This is a genomic window from Mycolicibacterium vinylchloridicum (assembly GCF_013404075.1).
GTDB classification, from domain to species: domain Bacteria; phylum Actinomycetota; class Actinomycetes; order Mycobacteriales; family Mycobacteriaceae; genus Mycobacterium; species Mycobacterium vinylchloridicum.
In genome coordinates, this window is sequence record NZ_JACBJQ010000013.1 from 81,474 (window position 1) to 98,929 (window position 17,456).

A 17,456-nucleotide genomic window follows, 5' to 3' on the forward strand; every position below is an offset into this window, starting at 1 on the left:
GCGAGGTCGTCTACGGTGGGGACCCCCAGCGGCTTGCGTCCGGCCCGGCTCAAGGTCGGCATCGTCTCGGCCGGCCGCGTCGGCACCGCGCTCGGTGTTGCTCTGGAACGCGCCGAGCACGTCGTGGTGGCCTGCAGCGCGATCTCGACGACGTCGCGCCGGTTGGCCGAGCGGCGGCTGCCCGACACCGAGATCCTGCCGGTGCCCGATGTGGCCGACCGATCCGAGCTGCTGCTGCTGACCGTGCCGGATTCAGAATTGCGGGGGTTGGTCAACGGTCTGGCTGCGACCGGCGCGGTGCGCCGCGGGACGATCGTCGTGCACACCTCCGGCGCCAACGGCGTGGCGATCCTGGCGCCGTTGACCGAGCAGGGCTGCGTCCCATTGGCCATCCACCCGGCGATGACGTTCACCGGCGCCGACGAGGACATCGTCCGGCTGGCGGACAGCTGTTTCGGCGTGACCGCCGCCGACGAGGTCGGCTCCGCGATCGCCCAATCGCTGGTGTTGGAGATCGGCGGCGAGCCATTCGGGGTCCGCGAGGACGCGCGCACGCTGTACCACGCGGCCCTGGCCCACGCGAGCAACCACATCGTCACGGTGCTGGCCGACGCGCTGGACGCGCTGCGGGCTTCGCTGTCCGGGCAGGAGTTACTCGGCCAGGAACTCGTGGTCGACGCCCCCGGAGGTCTGGCCGAACGGATCGTCGGTCCGTTGGCCCGTGCCGCGCTGGAGAACACCCTTCAGCGCGGCCAGGCCGCGTTGACCGGACCGGTGGCGCGCGGTGACGCCACTGCCGTCGCCGGCCATCTTGCTGCCCTGGATCAAGTGGATTCCGAACTGGCGCAGGCTTATTGCGCGAACTCGCTGCGTACCGCACAGCGTGCGCATGCCCCCAAGGAGGTTGTTGAGGTGTTGGCCGACTGGTCAGGGCAAGGACGGCGACGATGAAAGCGGGTCCGCAGTTCACCGCCGGAACGCTCAACGTGTACTCGGCGCCGAAGGCGATGTCCGACGTCACCCGTGCACTGCGGCACACCGGGCGTCGGGTGATGTTGGTGCCGACCATGGGCGCGTTGCACGACGGTCACCTGGCGCTGGTGCGCTCCGCCAAGCGGGTGCCCGGTTCGGTGGTCGTGGTGTCGATCTTCGTGAACCCCCTGCAGTTCGGGCCCAGCGAGGACCTCGACGCCTACCCGCGCACCCTGGACGCCGACCTCGAACTGCTGCGTGCCGAAGGCGTCGAGGCGGTGTTCACGCCGAACGTGTCGGCGATGTACCCCGACGGCCCCCGCACCACGGTGCATCCGGGACCGTTGGGTGCCCAGCTCGAAGGTGCTTCGCGGCCAGGGCACTTCGCCGGAATGCTGACGGTCGTGTTGAAGCTGCTGCAGATCGTGCGGCCGGACCGCGCATTCTTCGGCGAGAAGGATTATCAACAGCTGGCCTTGATCCGTCAGATGGTTGACGATCTCAACGTCGACGTGCGCGTCGTCGGTGTGCCGATCGTGCGTGAGTCCGACGGCCTGGCGATGTCATCACGCAACCGCTACCTGAACGCCGAGGAGCGCGAGCAGGCCGGCGCGTTGTCGGCCGCGCTGCTGGCCGGCATGTACGGCGCGGCAGGCGGGCCCGAAGCGGCGCTTGACGCGGCACGTGCGGTCCTCGACGAGGTCCCCGCCATCTCCGTCGACTACCTGGAAGTGCGTGGCCCGCAGCTGGAACCGGCCCCACCCTATGGTCCGGCCCGTCTGCTGGTCGCCGCCCGCCTCGGCACCACCCGGCTGCTCGACAACATCGCCGTCGATCTGTCGACCGATACCGCGCCGCCCGGAGTCAACGGTGAGCACAACGAAATCACTTGGAGAAATTGATGTTCCGGACGATGTTGAAGTCCAAGATCCACCGCGCCACGGTGACGCATGCCGACCTGCACTACGTGGGTTCGGTCACCGTGGACGCCGATCTGATGGATGCCGCCGACCTGCTCGAGGGTGAACAGGTGACGATCGTCGACATCGACAACGGCGCGCGACTGGAGACCTATGTGATCACCGGACAGCGTGGCACCGGGGTGATCGGAATCAACGGTGCGGCAGCTCATCTGGTGCACCCCGGTGATCTGGTCATCTTGATCGCCTACGGCGTGATGGACGACGCCGAGGCGCGGGCCTACCGGCCCAGGGTGGTGTTCGTCGACGCCGAGAACCGCCCCATCGACCTCGGCGACGATCCGGCGCATGTGCCCGACGACGTGACCGGTCTGCTGTCGCCGCGGACGGTTGGCTAGAGCTGTGCTGCTGGCCATCGACGTCCGCAACACCCACACCGTCGTGGGGTTGATCTCCGGTTCTGGTGATCATGCAAAAGTGACGCAGCAGTGGCGGATTCGCACCGAACCTGAGGTGACCGCCGACGAGCTGGCGCTCACCATCGAGGGCCTGATCGGCGACGACTCCGAGCGGCTCACCGGCGCCACCGGGTTGTCCACCGTCCCCTCGGTCATGCACGAGGTCCGGCTGATGCTCGGCCAGTACTGGGCTGGCGTGCCGCATGTGCTCATCGAACCCGGTGTGCGCACCGGCATCCCACTGCTCGTCGACAATCCCAAAGAGGTCGGGGCCGACCGGATCGTCAACTGTCTGGCCGCCTACGCCAAGTTCTCATCGGCTGCCATCGTGGTGGACTTCGGCTCGTCGATCTGCGTCGACGTCGTTTCGGCCAAGGGCGAATTCCTCGGCGGGGCAATCGCTCCCGGCGTCCAGGTGTCCTCGGATGCGGCGGCTGCGCGATCGGCGGCGCTGCGTCGAGTCGAGCTCACCCGGCCGCGGTCGGTGGTCGGAAAGAACACCGTGGAATGCATGCAGTCGGGTGCGTTGTTCGGGTTCGCGGGCCTGGTCGACGGATTGGTGAACCGGATCCGGGAGGACGTCGACGGGTTCGCCGGCTCCGATGTCGCGGTCGTCGCCACCGGTCACTCCGCGCCGCTGATGCTGCCCGACCTTCACACCGTTGCGCACTACGACCAGCATCTGACCCTCGACGGTCTGCGAATGGTGTTCGAACGCAACCGCGACAACCAGCGCGGCCGCGCCAAGACTGTTCGCTAGAAGAACGTACGCACCAGCTCGGTCACCCGGCCGTGCTCCTCGACGACAGGTATCAGCTGCCACTTGTCGAACACCGTGCACGGGTGGGACACCCCGAACGCTATCCAGCTGCCGACCTCGACCACCGGGTCGGCGGCAGGCGAGAGTCGCAGGAATGCGTGCTGGTCGTTGAGCTTGACGACTTCGCAGCCGGCCAGCGCGTCGTCGACCCAGCGTGCTCCCAGTCGAAGCCGTTGCGGCACAGGAAGATCCTGATCGAATGACACGTCGCGGCGGCCCATGGTCAGCAACGCCAGCCCCGGCTCGGGCCGCGAGCACACCTGCGCCCACACAGCCATCGCCGCCACGAACCCACCGGATCGCGCGCCGGGTCTGGTCAGCGGCGAGGTCCGTAGGTAAAGCCCGTCGTCGTTGGTCAGATACGCACCGCTACGCAGAACCGTGCGCCACGGTCCGGCCAAAACCTGTGCGGCCACATCGAAATGCTTACTGCCACCGGCAGTCACGATGACATCGGGTGACTCGCACAACGGCGCCAGCCGGATAGCAACCATGCGCACCCACGTCAGGAAGTCCCGGACCGGCGCCACACCGGCGGCCGACACATCGTGGCCCAACGCGGCCTCGTAGCCGGCCACCCCGACCAGCCGAAGCCGCGGACTGGCCAGTGCCGCCGCGGCCACCGCGTCGGCGGTGGCGTCATCGCGACAGCCGGTACGAGTGCCGGCCGCGCCCAGTTCGACGCAGACGTCGACCGGCCGGCCGGCGCCGGCGGCCAGCAGCGCCTCGGTCATCAGATCGACCCCGCGAACCGAGTCCACCCAACAGATCAGCCGGAAATCGGCGTCCCCGTCGAGTTCGGCGGCCAGCCAGGCCAGCCCCGCCGCGTCGACCAGTTCGTTCGCCAGCACCACCTCGCGCACCCCGAACGCCCGGTAGGTCCGGACCTGGCTGATCGTCGCGGCCGTCACCGCACACGCCCCGGCCTCGAACTGCCGGGCCAGCAGCTGCGGGGACATGTGGGTTTTCCCGTGCGGCGCCAGCTCGACACCGTGCCGGGCACACCAGCCGGCCATCGTGGCCAGGTTGTGGCGCAGCGCCTCGTCGGACAAGACGCATACCGGTCCCAGCGGGCCAGCGTCGAACAGATCGGGCGCGGCAGCACAGATCTCAGTGGCAGTAAGGCCCGCCCACGCGACGGGCAACCCCTTGAATCGCGAGTCCACCCGCTCGTCGGCCAGGGCTGCCACCGCGGCCGCGTTTATGAGGGACCTCATCACCTCATTTAAGCTGGCACGTCGTGAGCTCTGCAGACACTCCGGATACCGACCACGCGGGCGTCGACGTCCCCGAACAGTTCCGGATCCGGCAGGGCAAGCGCGAGGCCCTGCTGGCCCAGGGCAAAGACCCCTACCCGGTTTCGGTTCCGCGCACCCATTCGCTGGCCGAGATCCGGGCGGCCTACCCCGACTTGGCCGCCGACACTGCCACCGGTGACGTCGTCGGCGTCGCCGGCCGTGTGGTGTTCGCCAGGAACTCCGGCAAGTTGTGTTTCGCGACGCTGCAGGAAGGCGACGGCACTCAGCTGCAGGCCATGATCAGCCTGGCCGGCGTCGGTGAGCAGGCGCTGGAAGAGTGGAAGACCGAGGTCGACCTCGGCGACATCGTGTTCGTGCACGGCGAGGTGATCAGTTCGCGGCGCGGTGAGCTGTCGGTTCTCGCCGACTCGTGGCAAATGGCCAGCAAGGCATTGCGCCCGCTGCCCGTCGCGCACAAGGAGATGAGCGAGGAGTCCCGGGTCCGGCAACGCTATGTCGACCTGATCGTCCGCCCTCAGGCCCGTGACGTCGCCCGCCAACGCATTGCCGTCGTGCGCGCCGTGCGTCACGCACTGGAACGTCGCGGGTTCCTCGAGGTCGAGACCCCGATGCTGCAGACGCTGGCCGGCGGTGCGGCGGCCCGGCCGTTCGTCACCCACTCCAATGCCCTCGACGCAGACCTGTACCTGCGGATCGCTCCGGAGTTGTTCCTCAAGCGGTGCGTCGTGGGCGGGCTGGAGAAGGTTTTCGAGCTGAATCGGAACTTCCGAAACGAAGGTGCGGATTCCACACATTCGCCGGAATTCTCGATGCTCGAGACTTATCAGGCCTGGGGAACGTACGACGATTCGGCGATCGTCACCCGCGAAGTTATTCAGGAAGTGGCGGATGAGGCCATCGGGACTCGGCAAGTGCCATTGCCGGATGGAACTATCTATGACATCGACGGTGAATGGCCGTCGATTCAAATGTATCCGTCGTTGTCCGAAGCTCTCGGTGAAGAGATCACACCTGACACATCAGGCGAATACTTACTCGCAATTGCCGACCGGCTTGGCGTCGAGATCCCGAAGGATCGCGGCTACGGGCACGGCAAGCTCGTCGAGGAACTCTGGGAGCACACGGTCGGTGACACGTTGTGGGCTCCGACATTCGTCAGGGATTTCCCGGTCGAGACCACACCGCTGACCCGGCAGCACCGGAGTATCGCTGGCGTGACCGAGAAGTGGGATCTGTACGCACGCGGAATGGAGTTGGCGACGGGCTACTCCGAACTCGTCGATCCGATCATTCAGCGCGAACGGTTCGAGGCCCAGGCCAGGGCGGCGGCCGCCGGCGACGACGAGGCGATGGCGCTCGACGAGGATTTCCTCGCCGCGATGGAGTATGCGATGCCGCCGACCACCGGAACGGGAATGGGCATCGATCGGCTGTTGATGGTTCTCACCGGCTTGTCAATTCGGGAAACGGTTTTGTTCCCGATTGTTCGCCGACACGGCTGAAGTGCACCGATCCAATCCTTGTTGAATGCCGTGTGCCAATGTGGCAGATTGGTGGCACAGTGAGTGAAGACGCCCAACTATCGGTTGATGGCGCAGGCTTAAGGATTCAGTGAGGCAATGGCCAAGAAAGTTACCGTCACTCTCGTCGACGATTTTGACGGCGCGGGCGCTGCGGATGAAACAGTCGAATTCGCGCTCGACGGTGTGAGCTATGAGATCGATCTTTCTTCAAAGAATGCCCAGAAACTCCGCAACGATCTCAAGCAGTGGGTCGAGGCCAGTCGTCGCGTCGGTGGCCGCCGCCGTGGCCGCTCGGGCCCGGCCGGCCGCGGGCGTGCCGCCATCGACCGGGAGCAGAGCGCCGCGATTCGCGACTGGGCTCGCCGCAACGGCCACAAGGTGTCCACCCGGGGGCGCATCCCGGCCGACATCATCGACGCCTTCCACGCCGCGACCTAGACCCACGCCGCGAAGGCCTCCTATCGGCCGGAGTTCGCTTCCGGCGAAGCGGCCACCGGCAATTACCGGAAACGTTTCGCTGTCCTGCTGCGTTGGTGTGCTAGGTCCGCACCGTTAGGGACGCGGTATGGGTGGGCAAGGGAGGACGCCTCCCGGGGCCTCCCATTAGAGTGGACCACAGGTACGTGGTGACTACCGCTGTACCTAATCGTGATGGAGAGCAGGTAACCGACGATGTTCGAGAGATTTACCGACCGTGCCCGCAGGGTCGTCGTCCTGGCTCAAGAAGAAGCCCGGATGCTCAACCACAACTACATCGGGACCGAGCACATCCTGTTGGGCCTTATTCATGAGGGTGAAGGCGTAGCCGCCAAGTCGCTGGAGTCGCTGGGCATCTCGCTCGAGGGTGTTCGCAGCCAGGTCGAGGAGATCATCGGACAGGGCCAGCAGGCACCGTCCGGGCACATCCCGTTCACCCCCCGCGCCAAGAAGGTGCTTGAGCTGAGCCTGCGCGAGGCGCTGCAACTCGGCCACAACTACATCGGCACCGAGCACATTCTGCTCGGCCTGATCCGTGAAGGCGAGGGCGTGGCCGCCCAGGTGCTGGTGAAGCTCGGCGCCGAACTGACGCGGGTGCGCCAGCAGGTCATCCAGTTGCTGTCCGGCTATCAGGGCAAGGAGACCGCGGAGGCCGGTACCGGAGGCCGCGGCGGCGAGTCCGGCAACCCGTCGACCTCGCTGGTCCTCGACCAGTTCGGCCGCAACCTGACCGCGGCCGCCATGGAGGGCAAGCTCGACCCGGTCATCGGCCGTGAGAAGGAAATCGAGCGGGTGATGCAGGTGCTGAGCCGGCGCACCAAGAACAACCCCGTGCTGATCGGTGAGCCCGGCGTCGGAAAGACCGCCGTTGTCGAGGGCCTGGCCCAGGCGATCGTGCACGGCGAGGTTCCCGAGACGCTCAAGGACAAGCAGCTCTACACCCTCGACCTCGGGTCGCTGGTGGCCGGCAGCCGTTACCGCGGTGATTTCGAGGAACGCCTCAAGAAGGTGCTCAAGGAGATCAACACCCGCGGCGACATCATCCTGTTCATCGACGAGCTGCACACGCTCGTCGGGGCGGGTGCCGCCGAGGGCGCGATCGACGCCGCTTCCATCCTGAAGCCGAAACTGGCCCGTGGCGAGCTGCAGACGATCGGTGCCACCACGCTCGACGAGTACCGCAAGTACATCGAGAAGGACGCCGCTCTGGAGCGCCGGTTCCAGCCGGTCCAGGTCGGCGAGCCCACGGTGGCGCACACCATTGAGATCCTCAAGGGGCTGCGGGACCGCTACGAGGCGCACCACCGCGTTTCGATCACCGATGCCGCGATGGTCGCGGCGGCCACCCTGGCCGACCGCTACATCAACGACCGATTCCTGCCGGACAAGGCGATCGACCTGATCGACGAGGCCGGGGCGCGGATGCGGATCCGCCGGATGACGGCTCCGCCAGACCTGCGCGAGTTCGACGAGAAGATCGCCGACGCGCGCCGGGAGAAGGAGTCCGCGATCGATGCGCAGGACTTCGAGAAGGCCGCGAATCTGCGTGACCGCGAGAAGCAACTCGTGGCCCAGCGGGCGGAGCGCGAGAAGCAGTGGCGCTCAGGTGATCTCGACGTCGTGGCGGAGGTCGACGACGAGCAGATCGCCGAGGTCCTGGGCAACTGGACCGGTATCCCGGTGTTCAAGCTGACCGAGGAGGAGACCACTCGGCTGCTGCGCATGGAAGACGAGCTGCACAAGCGGATCATCGGGCAAGAGGATGCCGTGCGTGCTGTTTCCAAGGCCATCCGTCGTACCCGTGCCGGCCTGAAGGATCCCAAGCGGCCGTCCGGCTCGTTCATCTTCGCCGGCCCGTCCGGCGTCGGTAAGACCGAGCTGTCCAAGGCGCTGGCGGAATTCCTGTTCGGCGACGACGATGCCCTGATCCAGATCGACATGGGCGAGTTCCACGACCGCTTCACCGCGTCGCGGCTGTTCGGTGCCCCACCGGGATATGTCGGCTACGAAGAGGGTGGCCAGCTCACCGAGAAGGTGCGGCGCAAGCCGTTCTCGGTCGTGTTGTTCGACGAGATCGAGAAGGCCCACCAGGAGATCTACAACACCCTGTTGCAGGTCCTCGAGGACGGCCGTCTCACCGACGGTCAGGGCCGCACGGTCGACTTCAAGAACACCGTGCTGATCTTCACCAGCAACCTCGGCACGTCCGACATCTCCAAGGCGGTCGGGCTCGGCTTCACCCAGGGTGGCGGTGAGAACAACTACGAGCGGATGAAGCAGAAGGTCAACGACGAGCTGAAGAAGCACTTCCGCCCGGAGTTCCTGAACCGTATCGACGACATCATCGTCTTCCACCAGCTCACCAGGGACGAGATCATCCAGATGGTCGATCTCATGGTGAGCCGGGTGTCCAAGCAGCTCAAGACCAAGGACATGGAGATGGAGCTGACGGACAAGGCGAAGGCGCTGCTGGCCAAGCGCGGCTTCGACCCGGTGTTGGGTGCCCGGCCGCTGCGCCGGACCATCCAGCGCGAGATCGAGGACGCCCTGAGCGAGAAGATCCTCTTCGAGGAGGTCGGCCCCGGTCAGCTGGTCACAGTCGACGTGGACAACTGGGACGGCGAAGGCGCCGGCGAGGACGCGAAGTTCACCTTCACAGGTGGGCCCAAGCCGGCCGAGCCCGTCGAGCTGGCCAAGGCGGGTACCGCGAGCGCGGGCACTGCGGCCGAGTAAACGAGCGACGAAGAAGCCCCCGACGATGTCGGGGGCTTTTTCGTATGGCAGCGCGCCCCAGGACAGCTACGCTGCGCTCATGCTTGTGGTCACCACCAACGACATTCCGGGCTGGGAGATCCAGCGGGTGTGCGGCGAGGTGTTCGGTCTCACCGTGCGATCGCGCAATGCCTTCTCCCAGATGGGTGCCGGCTTCAAGAGTATGTTCGGCGGCGAGCTGCAGGGTATGACCAAGAATCTCGCCGAGAGCCGCAACGAGGCGATGAACCGGCTGATGAACGAGGCCCGCAACCGCGGCGGGAACGCGATCATCGGGATGCGCTTCGACACCACCGAACTCGGCGATGTCTGGACTGAGATCTGCGCCTACGGCACCGCAGTGCAGGCGGTACCGGTCAGCGACGCCGCCAAGTACACCGCACAGCAACTGGGTTACGGCGTCAGCTGATACCGGGCGGGTATAACATCCTCGATGTAAGAGACGAGTCGAGGAATCTGGTGAAATTCCAGAACGGTCGCGCCACTGTCGAGAGTCAGACCCGAGGCCCGTCATGGTTCATCTGTGGGACGCGCAGCTCCCTGAAAGGACTCCAATGACTACTCCGCAGACACAGGGCCGGTCTCGTGCCGTCGACCTCTCGGCCGCCAAGGCCATCGTCTGGCTCTCGCTGACCGCGTTCTTCGCGCTGCTGGTCCTCTACTTCGTCGGCGTCGATCAAGGCGCCACTTCGGTGTTCGGCGACAACATGTACATCCACGAATTCGTGCATGACGCCCGCCATCTGCTCGGCTTCCCCTGCCACTGAGCGACTCAATTACATGGAAAAGTCAATAATCTGGCGCGGCATTCTGGCCGGCGCCCTTGCCGGCCTGCTCGGATTCATCTGGTCGAAAATCTTCATTGAACCGATCGTCGGGCGGGCCATCGATTTCGAGGACGGCACCGCGGCCGCCCATGAGGCCATGGAGGCGGCGTCCGCTCACGGTCACAGCCACGGCCATGAAGAGGGCGGGGAGCTGTTCACCCGGGCCGTGCAGTCCAACATCGGTATGGGACTGGGCGTACTGCTCTTCAGCGTGGCGCTCGGTGCACTGTTCGCGGTCGTGTTCTGCGTGGCCTACAGCCGGATCACCACTGTGTCGGCCCGCACGCTGGCGGTGCTGACCGCAGGGGCGATGCTCATCTCGCTGTGGGTGGTCCCCGCGCTCAAGTACCCGCCCAGCCCGCCGGCGACAAGCCTGGACGAAACCATCAAGCAGCGCGCCCTGCTGTATGTGCTGATGGTGGCGCTGTCCGCGCTGTTCATGGTCGCTTCGGTGTATCTGGCGTTCCAGCTCACGCCGAAACTGGGCGCCTGGAACGCGACGTTGGCGGCGGGCGCCGCCTACATCGTCGCGGTCGCGATCGTCATGCTCATCCTGCCGACGATCAACGAGACGCCGGGCCCGATGGTCAACGACGCCGGAACGATCGTGTTCGGCGGCTTCCCGGCGGCCGACCTGTACGAGTTCCGGTTGTATGCGCTGGGCACCCAGGTGATCGTCTGGACGACGATCGGCCTGTTCGGTGGGGCCATGCTGTCCCGGCTGCTCGACAGCAAGGCGCCGGAGTCCATCTCTGCGTGAGTGAGGTCGTCCGGCTGATTCTGGTGTCACATGCCATGACCGACGCCATGTCAGCCGGGCGATTTCCGGTGGACGAAGCGCTGAATACGCTTGGCCGCCGCCAGCTTTCCGAGCTCGATGCACCTACCGCCGACACGGTGCTGTGCGGGCCCGAGACCCGGACGCGCGAGACCGCCGAACTGCTCGGTCTGACGGCCATGGTGGATGGCCGGCTGGCCGATCTGGATTGTGGTCAGTGGCGAGGTATGGCCCTCGACGAGGTGCCGCCCGACCAGCTCACCCGCTGGCTCACCGAACCAGACAGTTGCCCGCATGGCGGGGAGTCGATCGTCGCATTGCTGGCGCGGTTGCGTGGCTGGCTCGCGGACATCAGCCGGACGCCGGGCAGCGCGTTGGCGATCACCCACCCCGCGGTGATCCGTGCGGCGATCCTAGTTGCGCTGGATGCTCCCCCGAAGTCGTTCTGGCGCATCGACATTGCGCCGGCCGGCCGCACCGCCATGAACTTCCGGGGAATGGTGTGGACGCTGCGATCAGCGGTAACGGGGCAGTAGCCCGAAGACCTGCTTGATGATCGTCATCACCCAGCCGCCGGCATTCGCGCTGTGGAACCGGGGCCAGTTGAGCTGGAAGCTGACCACCCATGCCTGCCCGGTGCGGTCGACGGCATACCAGCTGAATGTCATGTCGCCGGGCAGGTTGCCGGCCTTGGCGCCGATGTAGGGCCATTCGGCTTTGTCGAGGTCGATGCCCGCGGTCTCCGACATCACGTCCTTGACCTGGGCTGCCGGCCCGACGGCGTTGTGCTGCAAACCGGCATGCACGCGACAGATGTCCTCGGCGGTGCCGTACCACTCGGCGCCGTAGGCCGAACCGGGCGAGTGGGAGCGATACGGGTCCGGGTCGTACGGCCGGGAATCGGCGTCGTGCAACAGCTTTGCGCGGTCCTGTGCAACGGTGGCGGTCTTCCAGTTCTCCCGCACATCTGGATTGCCCCAGCCGATGGCGAACAGTTCCCGCATGGTGGGGAACGGTGTCATGCTCGCCGGGTCGTGGTGGCCGGCGGCGGCCAGAGCCTCTTCGACGGCGTGGGTGCCCAGGCGCCCGATCAGCAGATCGGTGGCCATATTGTCGCTCGTGGCGATCATCTTGCCGGCTGCTTCGCGAACCGTGATCTGCGAACCGGGCGGCAGCTTGTCGAAGCCCGATGTGCCGAGCTTCTTGCCCTCGGCGGTGATCGTCAGCTTGTCGTCCCACTTCAAAGTCCCTGCCGTTATCGCAGTTTCGACCGCATAGAGCACATAGGTCTTGAAAATCGAAGCGAGCGGCAGGGATTCGGAAGTATTGGTACCGGCGACCTTCTGGCAGCGGCCATCGTCGACCTTGGACACCTGCCATGAATAGCGCGCGCCGGTGCGGCTCAGCGCGGTGTCGACGTCCTGCCACGAGTCGATTTTGGGTGTCTCGGTATTGACGACGAACCGGCTGACGAAGGTGTCGTCGCCGATTCGCAGGTCGATGTCCTGGCGTGCGCCATAGGACGTCAGCAGGTGCAGGGTGGCGACATTGGCGCCGATGTCGACTCCGGCCAGGGTGTAGGGCCGGTCCCACCACAGTGAGTCCATGCTGTGGGCGACCGGGTCCACGAGTTCGGGGGTGGCCAGCGTCTTGACGCTTTCGTTCCCGATCGGCCAGTCCGAGTTCAGCATGTCCATGACCTGCTTGGCCCGTACCCCGGTGGGGGTGTTGAGGTCGATGCGGACACCCGCGCCGGCGTTGGCCGGCGGGGTGGGTGCCGGTGAGCAGCTGGTGGCCAGGGCAGCGGCGGACGCGATGACGGTGGCCAGTGCCACCGCGCTGCGGCGCGCCCGGCGCGCGCTACGCCTTGGCGCCGGTCCCGGCAACGTCCAACACAACCTCGAACTCCAGCAGATGGGCACCCTTGGCCACCGGATTGGCGCGTTCACCGGCGTGCGCGTGGATCGCGGGTCCGGTCGCCCAGGCCTGGAAGGCTTCTTCGGACTCCCACGTGGTCACCACGAAGTAGCGGTCCTCGCCCTTGACCGGCCGCAGCAACTGGAACCCGAGGAACCCCGGCTGGTTGTCGACGGCGTGGGCACGGTTGGCGAACCGCTTCTCCAGTTCGGGGCCGGCACCCGGTGGAATCTCGATTGCGTTGATCTTCACCACGGACATGGCGCAAGGCTACCGCGCCCGCCGCGGGTGGTGGCCGACCGCGCAAGATGAAGCGGTGAGCACCGATTCGCTGGCGCATCGGGGTGGCAGTGGCCGCCCGCTGGTGTTGGTGCACGGCCTGATGGGACGTGGCACCACGTGGTCGCGGCAGGTGCCGTGGCTGACGAGATTCGGCGCGGTCTACACCTACGACGCGCCGTGGCATCGCGGCCGTGAGGTCGACGATCCCGAACCCGTCAGCACCGAGCGGTTCGTCGCCGACCTGGGTGCCGCCGTCGAAGCACTCGGCCGCCCGGCGATTCTCGTCGGTCACTCGATGGGCGGTCTGCACTCGTGGTGCCTGGCCGCGCAGCGACCCGATCTGGTGAGTGCGCTGGTGGTCGAGGACATGGCGCCCGACTTCGTCGGCCGGACGACCGGTCCGTGGGAGCCCTGGGTGCATGCGCTGCCGGTCGAATACCCCACTGCCGAACAGGTTTACGACGAGTACGGGCCGATCGCCGGCCGGTACTTCCTGGAGGCGTTCGACCGGACGGCGACCGGCTGGCGGCTGCACGGCCGGCCCGCCCGCTGGATGGAGATCGCCGGGCAATGGGGCACCCGCGACTATTGGCAGCAGTGGCAGGCGGTCCGTGTGCCGGTGTTGCTCATCGAGGCCGGTGACTCGGTGGCCCCGCCGGGGCAGATGCGCCGGATGGCGGAACTGGCCGCCGACGCCCGCTATGTCCATGTGCCGGGCGCAGGCCATCTCGTCCACGACGACGCCCCGGAGCAGTACCGGGAAGCCGTCGAGACGTTCCTAGCGACGCTCCCCGAGGACGCCTGACGACGGCCACGCCGGGTGGTGTTCGAATCGGGTCCGCATGGCGTCGAGGTCGTGGCTGATCCGGCGGGCGTCGGCGTCGTCACCGAAGAGTGGGCCGACCATCGGTGCGCTCACCCGGAATTGATCGGCACGCAGCCGCAGTTTGTTCAGGAATGCGAGTAATGCGGTCATGGCAGTAATGCTTCGGCAGAAAAGATCCCGCCAACAGTGGCAGTACTGACCGGGTGGGATAAAATTCTGCCATGGCATTGAACAGCGTCTCCGCGCTGGTCCTCGAGGGCCTCGCGGTGTTCGAGTTCGGGGTGATCTGCGAGGTCTTCGGTATCGACAGGTCCGCCGACGGGGTGCCCAACTTCGATTTCAAAGTGTGCGGCCCGGAGCCGGGGAGACCGCTGCGCACCAGCGTCGGCGCGCAGTTGGTGCCCGATCACGGCCTCGACGCCCTGATCGGTGCCGATGTGGTGGCGGTGTCGGCGGTGACGGGACCGGTCGAGGCGTACCCGCCCGAGGCGCTGGAGGCACTGCGGGCCGCGCACGCCGCGGGGTCGACGATCCTGACCGTGTGTTCCGGCGCATTCGTGGCGGGGGAGGCGGGGTTGCTCGACGGGCGGCGTTGCACCACGCACTGGATGCACGCCGACGACCTCGCGCGCCGGTATCCGACGGCGATCATCGACCGCAATGTGCTGTTCGTCGACGACGGTGATCTGGTGACCAGCGCGGGCACCGCGGCCGGTATCGACGCCAGTCTGCACCTGGTGCGCCGCGAACTCGGCAGCACCGTCACTAACAAGATCGCGCGACGGATGGTTGTGCCGCCGCAGCGTGATGGTGGCCAGCGCCAGTACATCGAACAACCCATACCCGCGCGATGTTCGGAAGGGTTTGCCCCGCAATTGGATTGGATACTGTCCAATCTCGACAAGCCGCACACTGTGGCGAGCATGGCCCGGCGGGCCAACATGTCCGCGCGTACGTTCGCCCGACGCTTCGTCGAAGAGGCCGGCACCACACCCATGCAGTGGGTCACCGACCAGCGAGTGCTCTACGCCCGCCGGATGCTCGAGGAAACCGACCTGGACGTCGACCGCATCGCCGAGCGGGCCGGCTTCGGCAACGCCACGCTGCTGCGGCACCACTTCCGCAGGATCGTCGGCGTCACGCCGTCGGACTACCGCCGCCGCTTCGCCCGCTCGGCTTAGTCGCCGGCGTCGGGGGCCCCGTATCGTCGCCTTCGCCGGCAAGGGCGAACCGGCCGTCGGCCGTCTGCTCCACCAGCCCATCCACCAACAGCGAGTCCAGCGCCCGATCCCGCTGAGCGGTGTCGGTCAGCCACACCACGTCCAGCCGTTCACGGACCACGGGCGCGGAACTTGCCCGCAGCACATCCAACAGCCGTCCGCGCACCTGGCGGTCGGTGCCCGCGTACTTTTGCGAGGGCCTGGGTGCGGTGGTCGCCGCCGGGTGCCCGGCCGCCCGCCACGCACACGCACTCAGCGGGCAGATGCCGCATTTGGGCGAACGGGCCGTGCACACCGTGGCACCGAGTTCCATCAGTGCCGCCGAAAACACCGGAGCCGTCTCATCATCGGGCAGCAGAGCCGTCACGTCGGCAAGGTCGCGCGTCGCCGACGGATTACCGGCATCGGCGAGCCCGTGCACCGCGCGCGCCACCACCCGGCGCACATTGGTGTCCACCACCGGCACGCTCTGCCGATACGCGAAGCAGGCGACGGCCCGGGCGGTGTAGGCGCCGATGCCGGGCAGCGTGAGCAGCACCTCGACGTCGTCGGGCACCTGGTCGCCGTGCTCGGTGGCGATCGCGATAGCGCACTCGTGCAACCGTTTGGCCCGCCGCGGATAACCCAGCTTGCCCCAGGCCCGAAGCACGTCGGCGGCACTGGCGGCCGCCGTGGCCGACGGCGTCGGCCAGCGGGCCACCCAGTCGAGCCAAATCGGCGCCACCCGGGCGACCGGGGTCTGCTGCAGCATGAACTCGCTGACCAGGATCTGCCATGCCGTCACGTCGGGGTCGCGCCATGGAAGGTCGCGGCGGGCATGGGAGTACCAGTCGACGAGTTCAGCGGATTTGATGCTCATCGCATCCTGCAGCGGGCGACAGGGCAGAATGTGGGCCATGCCGAACACCAGCCCCATAACCGCTTGGAAGGCACTCAAAGAGGGTAACGAGCGATTCGTCGCCGGCCGGCCCCAGCATCCCAGCCAGGGCATCGAGGACCGGGCGCGGTTGGCCGCAGGGCAGACGCCGACCGCGGTCATCTTCGGCTGTGCGGACAGCCGCGTCGCCGCCGAGATCATCTTCGACCAGGGCCTGGGCGACATGTTCGTGGTGCGCACCGCCGGTCACGTCATCGACTCCGCAGTGCTCGGCTCCATCGAATACGCCGTCAGCGTGCTCAACGTGCCGCTGATCGCGGTGCTCGGCCACGACAGCTGCGGAGCGGTCAAGGCGACGTTGTCCGCCCTCGACGAGGGGGCGGTGCCGGGTGGGTACGTCCGCGATGTCGTCGAGCGCGTGACGCCGTCGATCCTGATCGGCCGCCGCGAGGGCCTGACCAGGGTGGACGAGTTCGAGGCCCGCCATGTGATCGAGACCGGTTCGCAGCTGCTGGCCCGGTCCACCGCGATCGCCGAGCGGATCACGGCCGGGAACCTGGCCATCGTCGGGCTGACGTATCAGCTCGCCGACGGCAAGGTTGTGCTTCGCGAACACCTCGGCGACATCGGCGAATAACCACTTTTTCAGCTAGCGAACAAGGCGACACGCCGAGCGGGGTCGGACAACTCGCGGTGACCTGGGCTTACCGTGAGAACGTGCTGGATCTCGAACCGCGTGGACCTCTTCCCTCGCAAATCTATTGGCGACGCCGTGGCCTTGCGATCGGCATCGTCGCAGTGGTCGTTGCGATCGTTGTCGGCGTGGCCTTCGTGATCTTCAGCGGTGGCTCCGACACGAAGAGCACCGTCAAGACCACTACTGCGGCGGGGCCGCAGAACCCGCAGCCGGACAACAAGACTCCCGTCGTCGCGCCGCCACCACCGGCGGAGACGCCGTCGGGACCCGTCGCGGTCGCACCGACGCCCACCGAGGCCGTCATGCCGCCGCCGGTGCTGAAGGAAGGCGACGACTGCCCGGATTCGAACCTGGCGGTCAAGGGCATCACCAACCAGCCGCAGTACGTGATCGGTGATCAGCCGAAGTTCACCATGGTCGTCACCAACATCGGCCTGGTCGCCTGCAAGCGCGATGTGGGCGCGGCCGTGTTGGCCGCCTATGTCTACTCCCTCGACGGCCACCGGCTGTGGTCGAACCTGGACTGCGCACCGTCCAACGAGACTCTGGTCAAGACGTTCAACCCGGGTGAGCAGGTGACCACCGAGGTGACCTGGACGGGCATGGGGTCTGCGCCGCAGTGCCCGCTGCCGCGCCAGCCGATCGGTCCGGGCACCTACAACCTGGTTGTCCAGCTCGGCAATCTGCGCTCGGCGTCGGTGCCGTTCATCCTCGCCGACGCGCCACCGCCGGGTGCGGTGCCGCCTGCCGGTGAGCAGCTGCCCGCCGGTGCACCCGGCGAAGCACCGCCGCCCGCGCCTGCCGGCTAAGGCTCGACGACTTCTTATCTGA

20 protein-coding genes are annotated in these 17,456 nt (G+C 66.9%); 15 read left to right on the forward strand and 5 right to left on the reverse strand.

The features are described from left to right. The first annotated feature begins 15 nt into the window (after window positions 1–15). The 4 genes from HPC46_RS13405 to HPC46_RS13420 are packed head-to-tail and all read left to right on the forward strand — an operon-like array spanning window position 16 to window position 3,110. On the forward strand, window positions 16–951 hold the full coding sequence (locus tag HPC46_RS13405; RefSeq protein WP_179470534.1) for a Rossmann-like and DUF2520 domain-containing protein: 936 nt from the start codon (window positions 16–18) through the stop codon (window positions 949–951). Then, entirely contained in the window at window positions 948–1,874 is a 927-nt protein-coding gene (panC, locus tag HPC46_RS13410; protein ID WP_179470536.1) for a pantoate--beta-alanine ligase, read from the forward strand. Before HPC46_RS13405 ends, panC begins: the two co-directional genes overlap by 4 nt. Then, entirely contained in the window at window positions 1,874–2,290 is a 417-nt protein-coding gene (gene panD / locus HPC46_RS13415; RefSeq protein WP_179470538.1) for an aspartate 1-decarboxylase, read from the forward strand. Before panC ends, panD begins: the two co-directional genes overlap by 1 nt. Window positions 2,291–2,294: 4 nt before the next feature. Continuing rightward, window positions 2,295–3,110: a type III pantothenate kinase gene (locus HPC46_RS13420; RefSeq protein WP_179470540.1), complete on the forward strand. Its 816-nt coding sequence runs from the start codon at window positions 2,295–2,297 to the stop codon at window positions 3,108–3,110. On the opposite strand, the gene HPC46_RS13425 is transcribed toward HPC46_RS13420, so the two are convergent. Then, window positions 3,107–4,387: an alanine racemase gene (locus HPC46_RS13425; RefSeq protein WP_179470542.1), complete on the reverse strand. Its 1,281-nt coding sequence runs from the start codon at window positions 4,385–4,387 to the stop codon at window positions 3,107–3,109. The two genes, HPC46_RS13420 and HPC46_RS13425, sit on opposite strands and share 4 nt — an antisense overlap. A gap of 23 nt (window positions 4,388–4,410) precedes the next feature. Between HPC46_RS13425 and lysS the strand changes: the two genes are divergently transcribed. The 7 genes from lysS (at window position 4,411) to HPC46_RS13460 (ending at window position 11,342) form a co-directional block, all read left to right on the forward strand. Next, window positions 4,411–5,931 (forward strand): lysine--tRNA ligase, encoded by a 1,521-nt coding sequence (gene lysS, locus HPC46_RS13430; protein WP_179470544.1) that lies wholly within the window; start codon window positions 4,411–4,413, stop codon window positions 5,929–5,931. Between the two features lie 117 nt (window positions 5,932–6,048). Further along, window positions 6,049–6,390 carry a histone-like nucleoid-structuring protein Lsr2 gene (gene lsr2 / locus HPC46_RS13435; protein ID WP_005138822.1) on the forward strand — a complete coding sequence of 114 codons (342 nt, stop codon included), beginning with the start codon at window positions 6,049–6,051 and terminating at the stop codon, window positions 6,388–6,390. Between the two features lie 234 nt (window positions 6,391–6,624). Then, a complete protein-coding gene (clpC1, locus tag HPC46_RS13440) occupies window positions 6,625–9,162 on the forward strand; it encodes an ATP-dependent protease ATP-binding subunit ClpC (RefSeq protein ID WP_179470546.1) in 2,538 nt (845 codons plus the stop codon). Between the two features lie 79 nt (window positions 9,163–9,241). Next, on the forward strand, window positions 9,242–9,610 hold the full coding sequence (locus HPC46_RS13445) for a YbjQ family protein (protein ID WP_179470548.1): 369 nt from the start codon (window positions 9,242–9,244) through the stop codon (window positions 9,608–9,610). 145 nt (window positions 9,611–9,755) lie between these two features. Beyond that, window positions 9,756–9,968 carry a CbtB domain-containing protein gene (locus HPC46_RS13450; RefSeq protein WP_179470550.1) on the forward strand — a complete coding sequence of 71 codons (213 nt, stop codon included), beginning with the start codon at window positions 9,756–9,758 and terminating at the stop codon, window positions 9,966–9,968. A gap of 13 nt (window positions 9,969–9,981) precedes the next feature. Next, on the forward strand, window positions 9,982–10,788 hold the full coding sequence (locus HPC46_RS13455; protein ID WP_179470551.1) for a CbtA family protein: 807 nt from the start codon (window positions 9,982–9,984) through the stop codon (window positions 10,786–10,788). Next, entirely contained in the window at window positions 10,785–11,342 is a 558-nt protein-coding gene (locus tag HPC46_RS13460) for a histidine phosphatase family protein (RefSeq protein WP_179470553.1), read from the forward strand. Before HPC46_RS13455 ends, HPC46_RS13460 begins: the two co-directional genes overlap by 4 nt. Here HPC46_RS13460 and HPC46_RS13465 read toward each other — a convergent pair. After that, window positions 11,322–12,704: a serine hydrolase gene (locus HPC46_RS13465; RefSeq protein ID WP_179470555.1), complete on the reverse strand. Its 1,383-nt coding sequence runs from the start codon at window positions 12,702–12,704 to the stop codon at window positions 11,322–11,324. The two genes, HPC46_RS13460 and HPC46_RS13465, sit on opposite strands and share 21 nt — an antisense overlap. Then, a complete protein-coding gene (mhuD, locus tag HPC46_RS13470) occupies window positions 12,667–12,984 on the reverse strand; it encodes a mycobilin-forming heme oxygenase MhuD (RefSeq protein WP_108052429.1) in 318 nt (105 codons plus the stop codon). Before mhuD ends, HPC46_RS13465 begins: the two co-directional genes overlap by 38 nt. Between mhuD and HPC46_RS13475 the strand changes: the two genes are divergently transcribed. Then, window positions 12,983–13,810 (forward strand): alpha/beta fold hydrolase, encoded by an 828-nt coding sequence (locus HPC46_RS13475; RefSeq protein ID WP_179470557.1) that lies wholly within the window; start codon window positions 12,983–12,985, stop codon window positions 13,808–13,810. The genes mhuD and HPC46_RS13475 overlap by 2 nt on opposite strands. Here HPC46_RS13475 and HPC46_RS13480 read toward each other — a convergent pair. Next, window positions 13,784–13,981, reverse strand: a complete 198-nt coding sequence (locus HPC46_RS13480; RefSeq protein WP_005138849.1) for a hypothetical protein — start codon at window positions 13,979–13,981, stop codon at window positions 13,784–13,786. The genes HPC46_RS13475 and HPC46_RS13480 overlap by 27 nt on opposite strands. A gap of 71 nt (window positions 13,982–14,052) precedes the next feature. On the opposite strand from HPC46_RS13480, the gene HPC46_RS13485 reads away from it, so the two are divergent. After that, the gene (locus HPC46_RS13485) at window positions 14,053–15,012 is read left to right on the forward strand and encodes a helix-turn-helix domain-containing protein (protein ID WP_179470559.1); all 960 of its coding nucleotides are present in this window, start codon (window positions 14,053–14,055) and stop codon (window positions 15,010–15,012) included. On the opposite strand, the gene HPC46_RS13490 is transcribed toward HPC46_RS13485, so the two are convergent. Beyond that, window positions 14,969–15,910 carry an iron-sulfur binding domain-containing protein gene (locus HPC46_RS13490; protein ID WP_179470561.1) on the reverse strand — a complete coding sequence of 314 codons (942 nt, stop codon included), beginning with the start codon at window positions 15,908–15,910 and terminating at the stop codon, window positions 14,969–14,971. The two genes, HPC46_RS13485 and HPC46_RS13490, sit on opposite strands and share 44 nt — an antisense overlap. Before the next feature lie 37 nt (window positions 15,911–15,947). Here HPC46_RS13490 and HPC46_RS13495 point away from each other — a divergent pair, with 37 nt between their 5' ends. Together HPC46_RS13495 and HPC46_RS13500 are read left to right on the forward strand one after the other, a co-directional pair. Further along, window positions 15,948–16,565 carry a carbonic anhydrase gene (locus HPC46_RS13495; RefSeq protein WP_179470563.1) on the forward strand — a complete coding sequence of 206 codons (618 nt, stop codon included), beginning with the start codon at window positions 15,948–15,950 and terminating at the stop codon, window positions 16,563–16,565. A gap of 80 nt (window positions 16,566–16,645) precedes the next feature. Further along, complete coding sequence (locus tag HPC46_RS13500) at window positions 16,646–17,434, forward strand: hypothetical protein (RefSeq protein ID WP_063823517.1); 789 nt, start codon at window positions 16,646–16,648, stop codon at window positions 17,432–17,434. Window positions 17,435–17,456 lie beyond the last annotated feature (22 nt).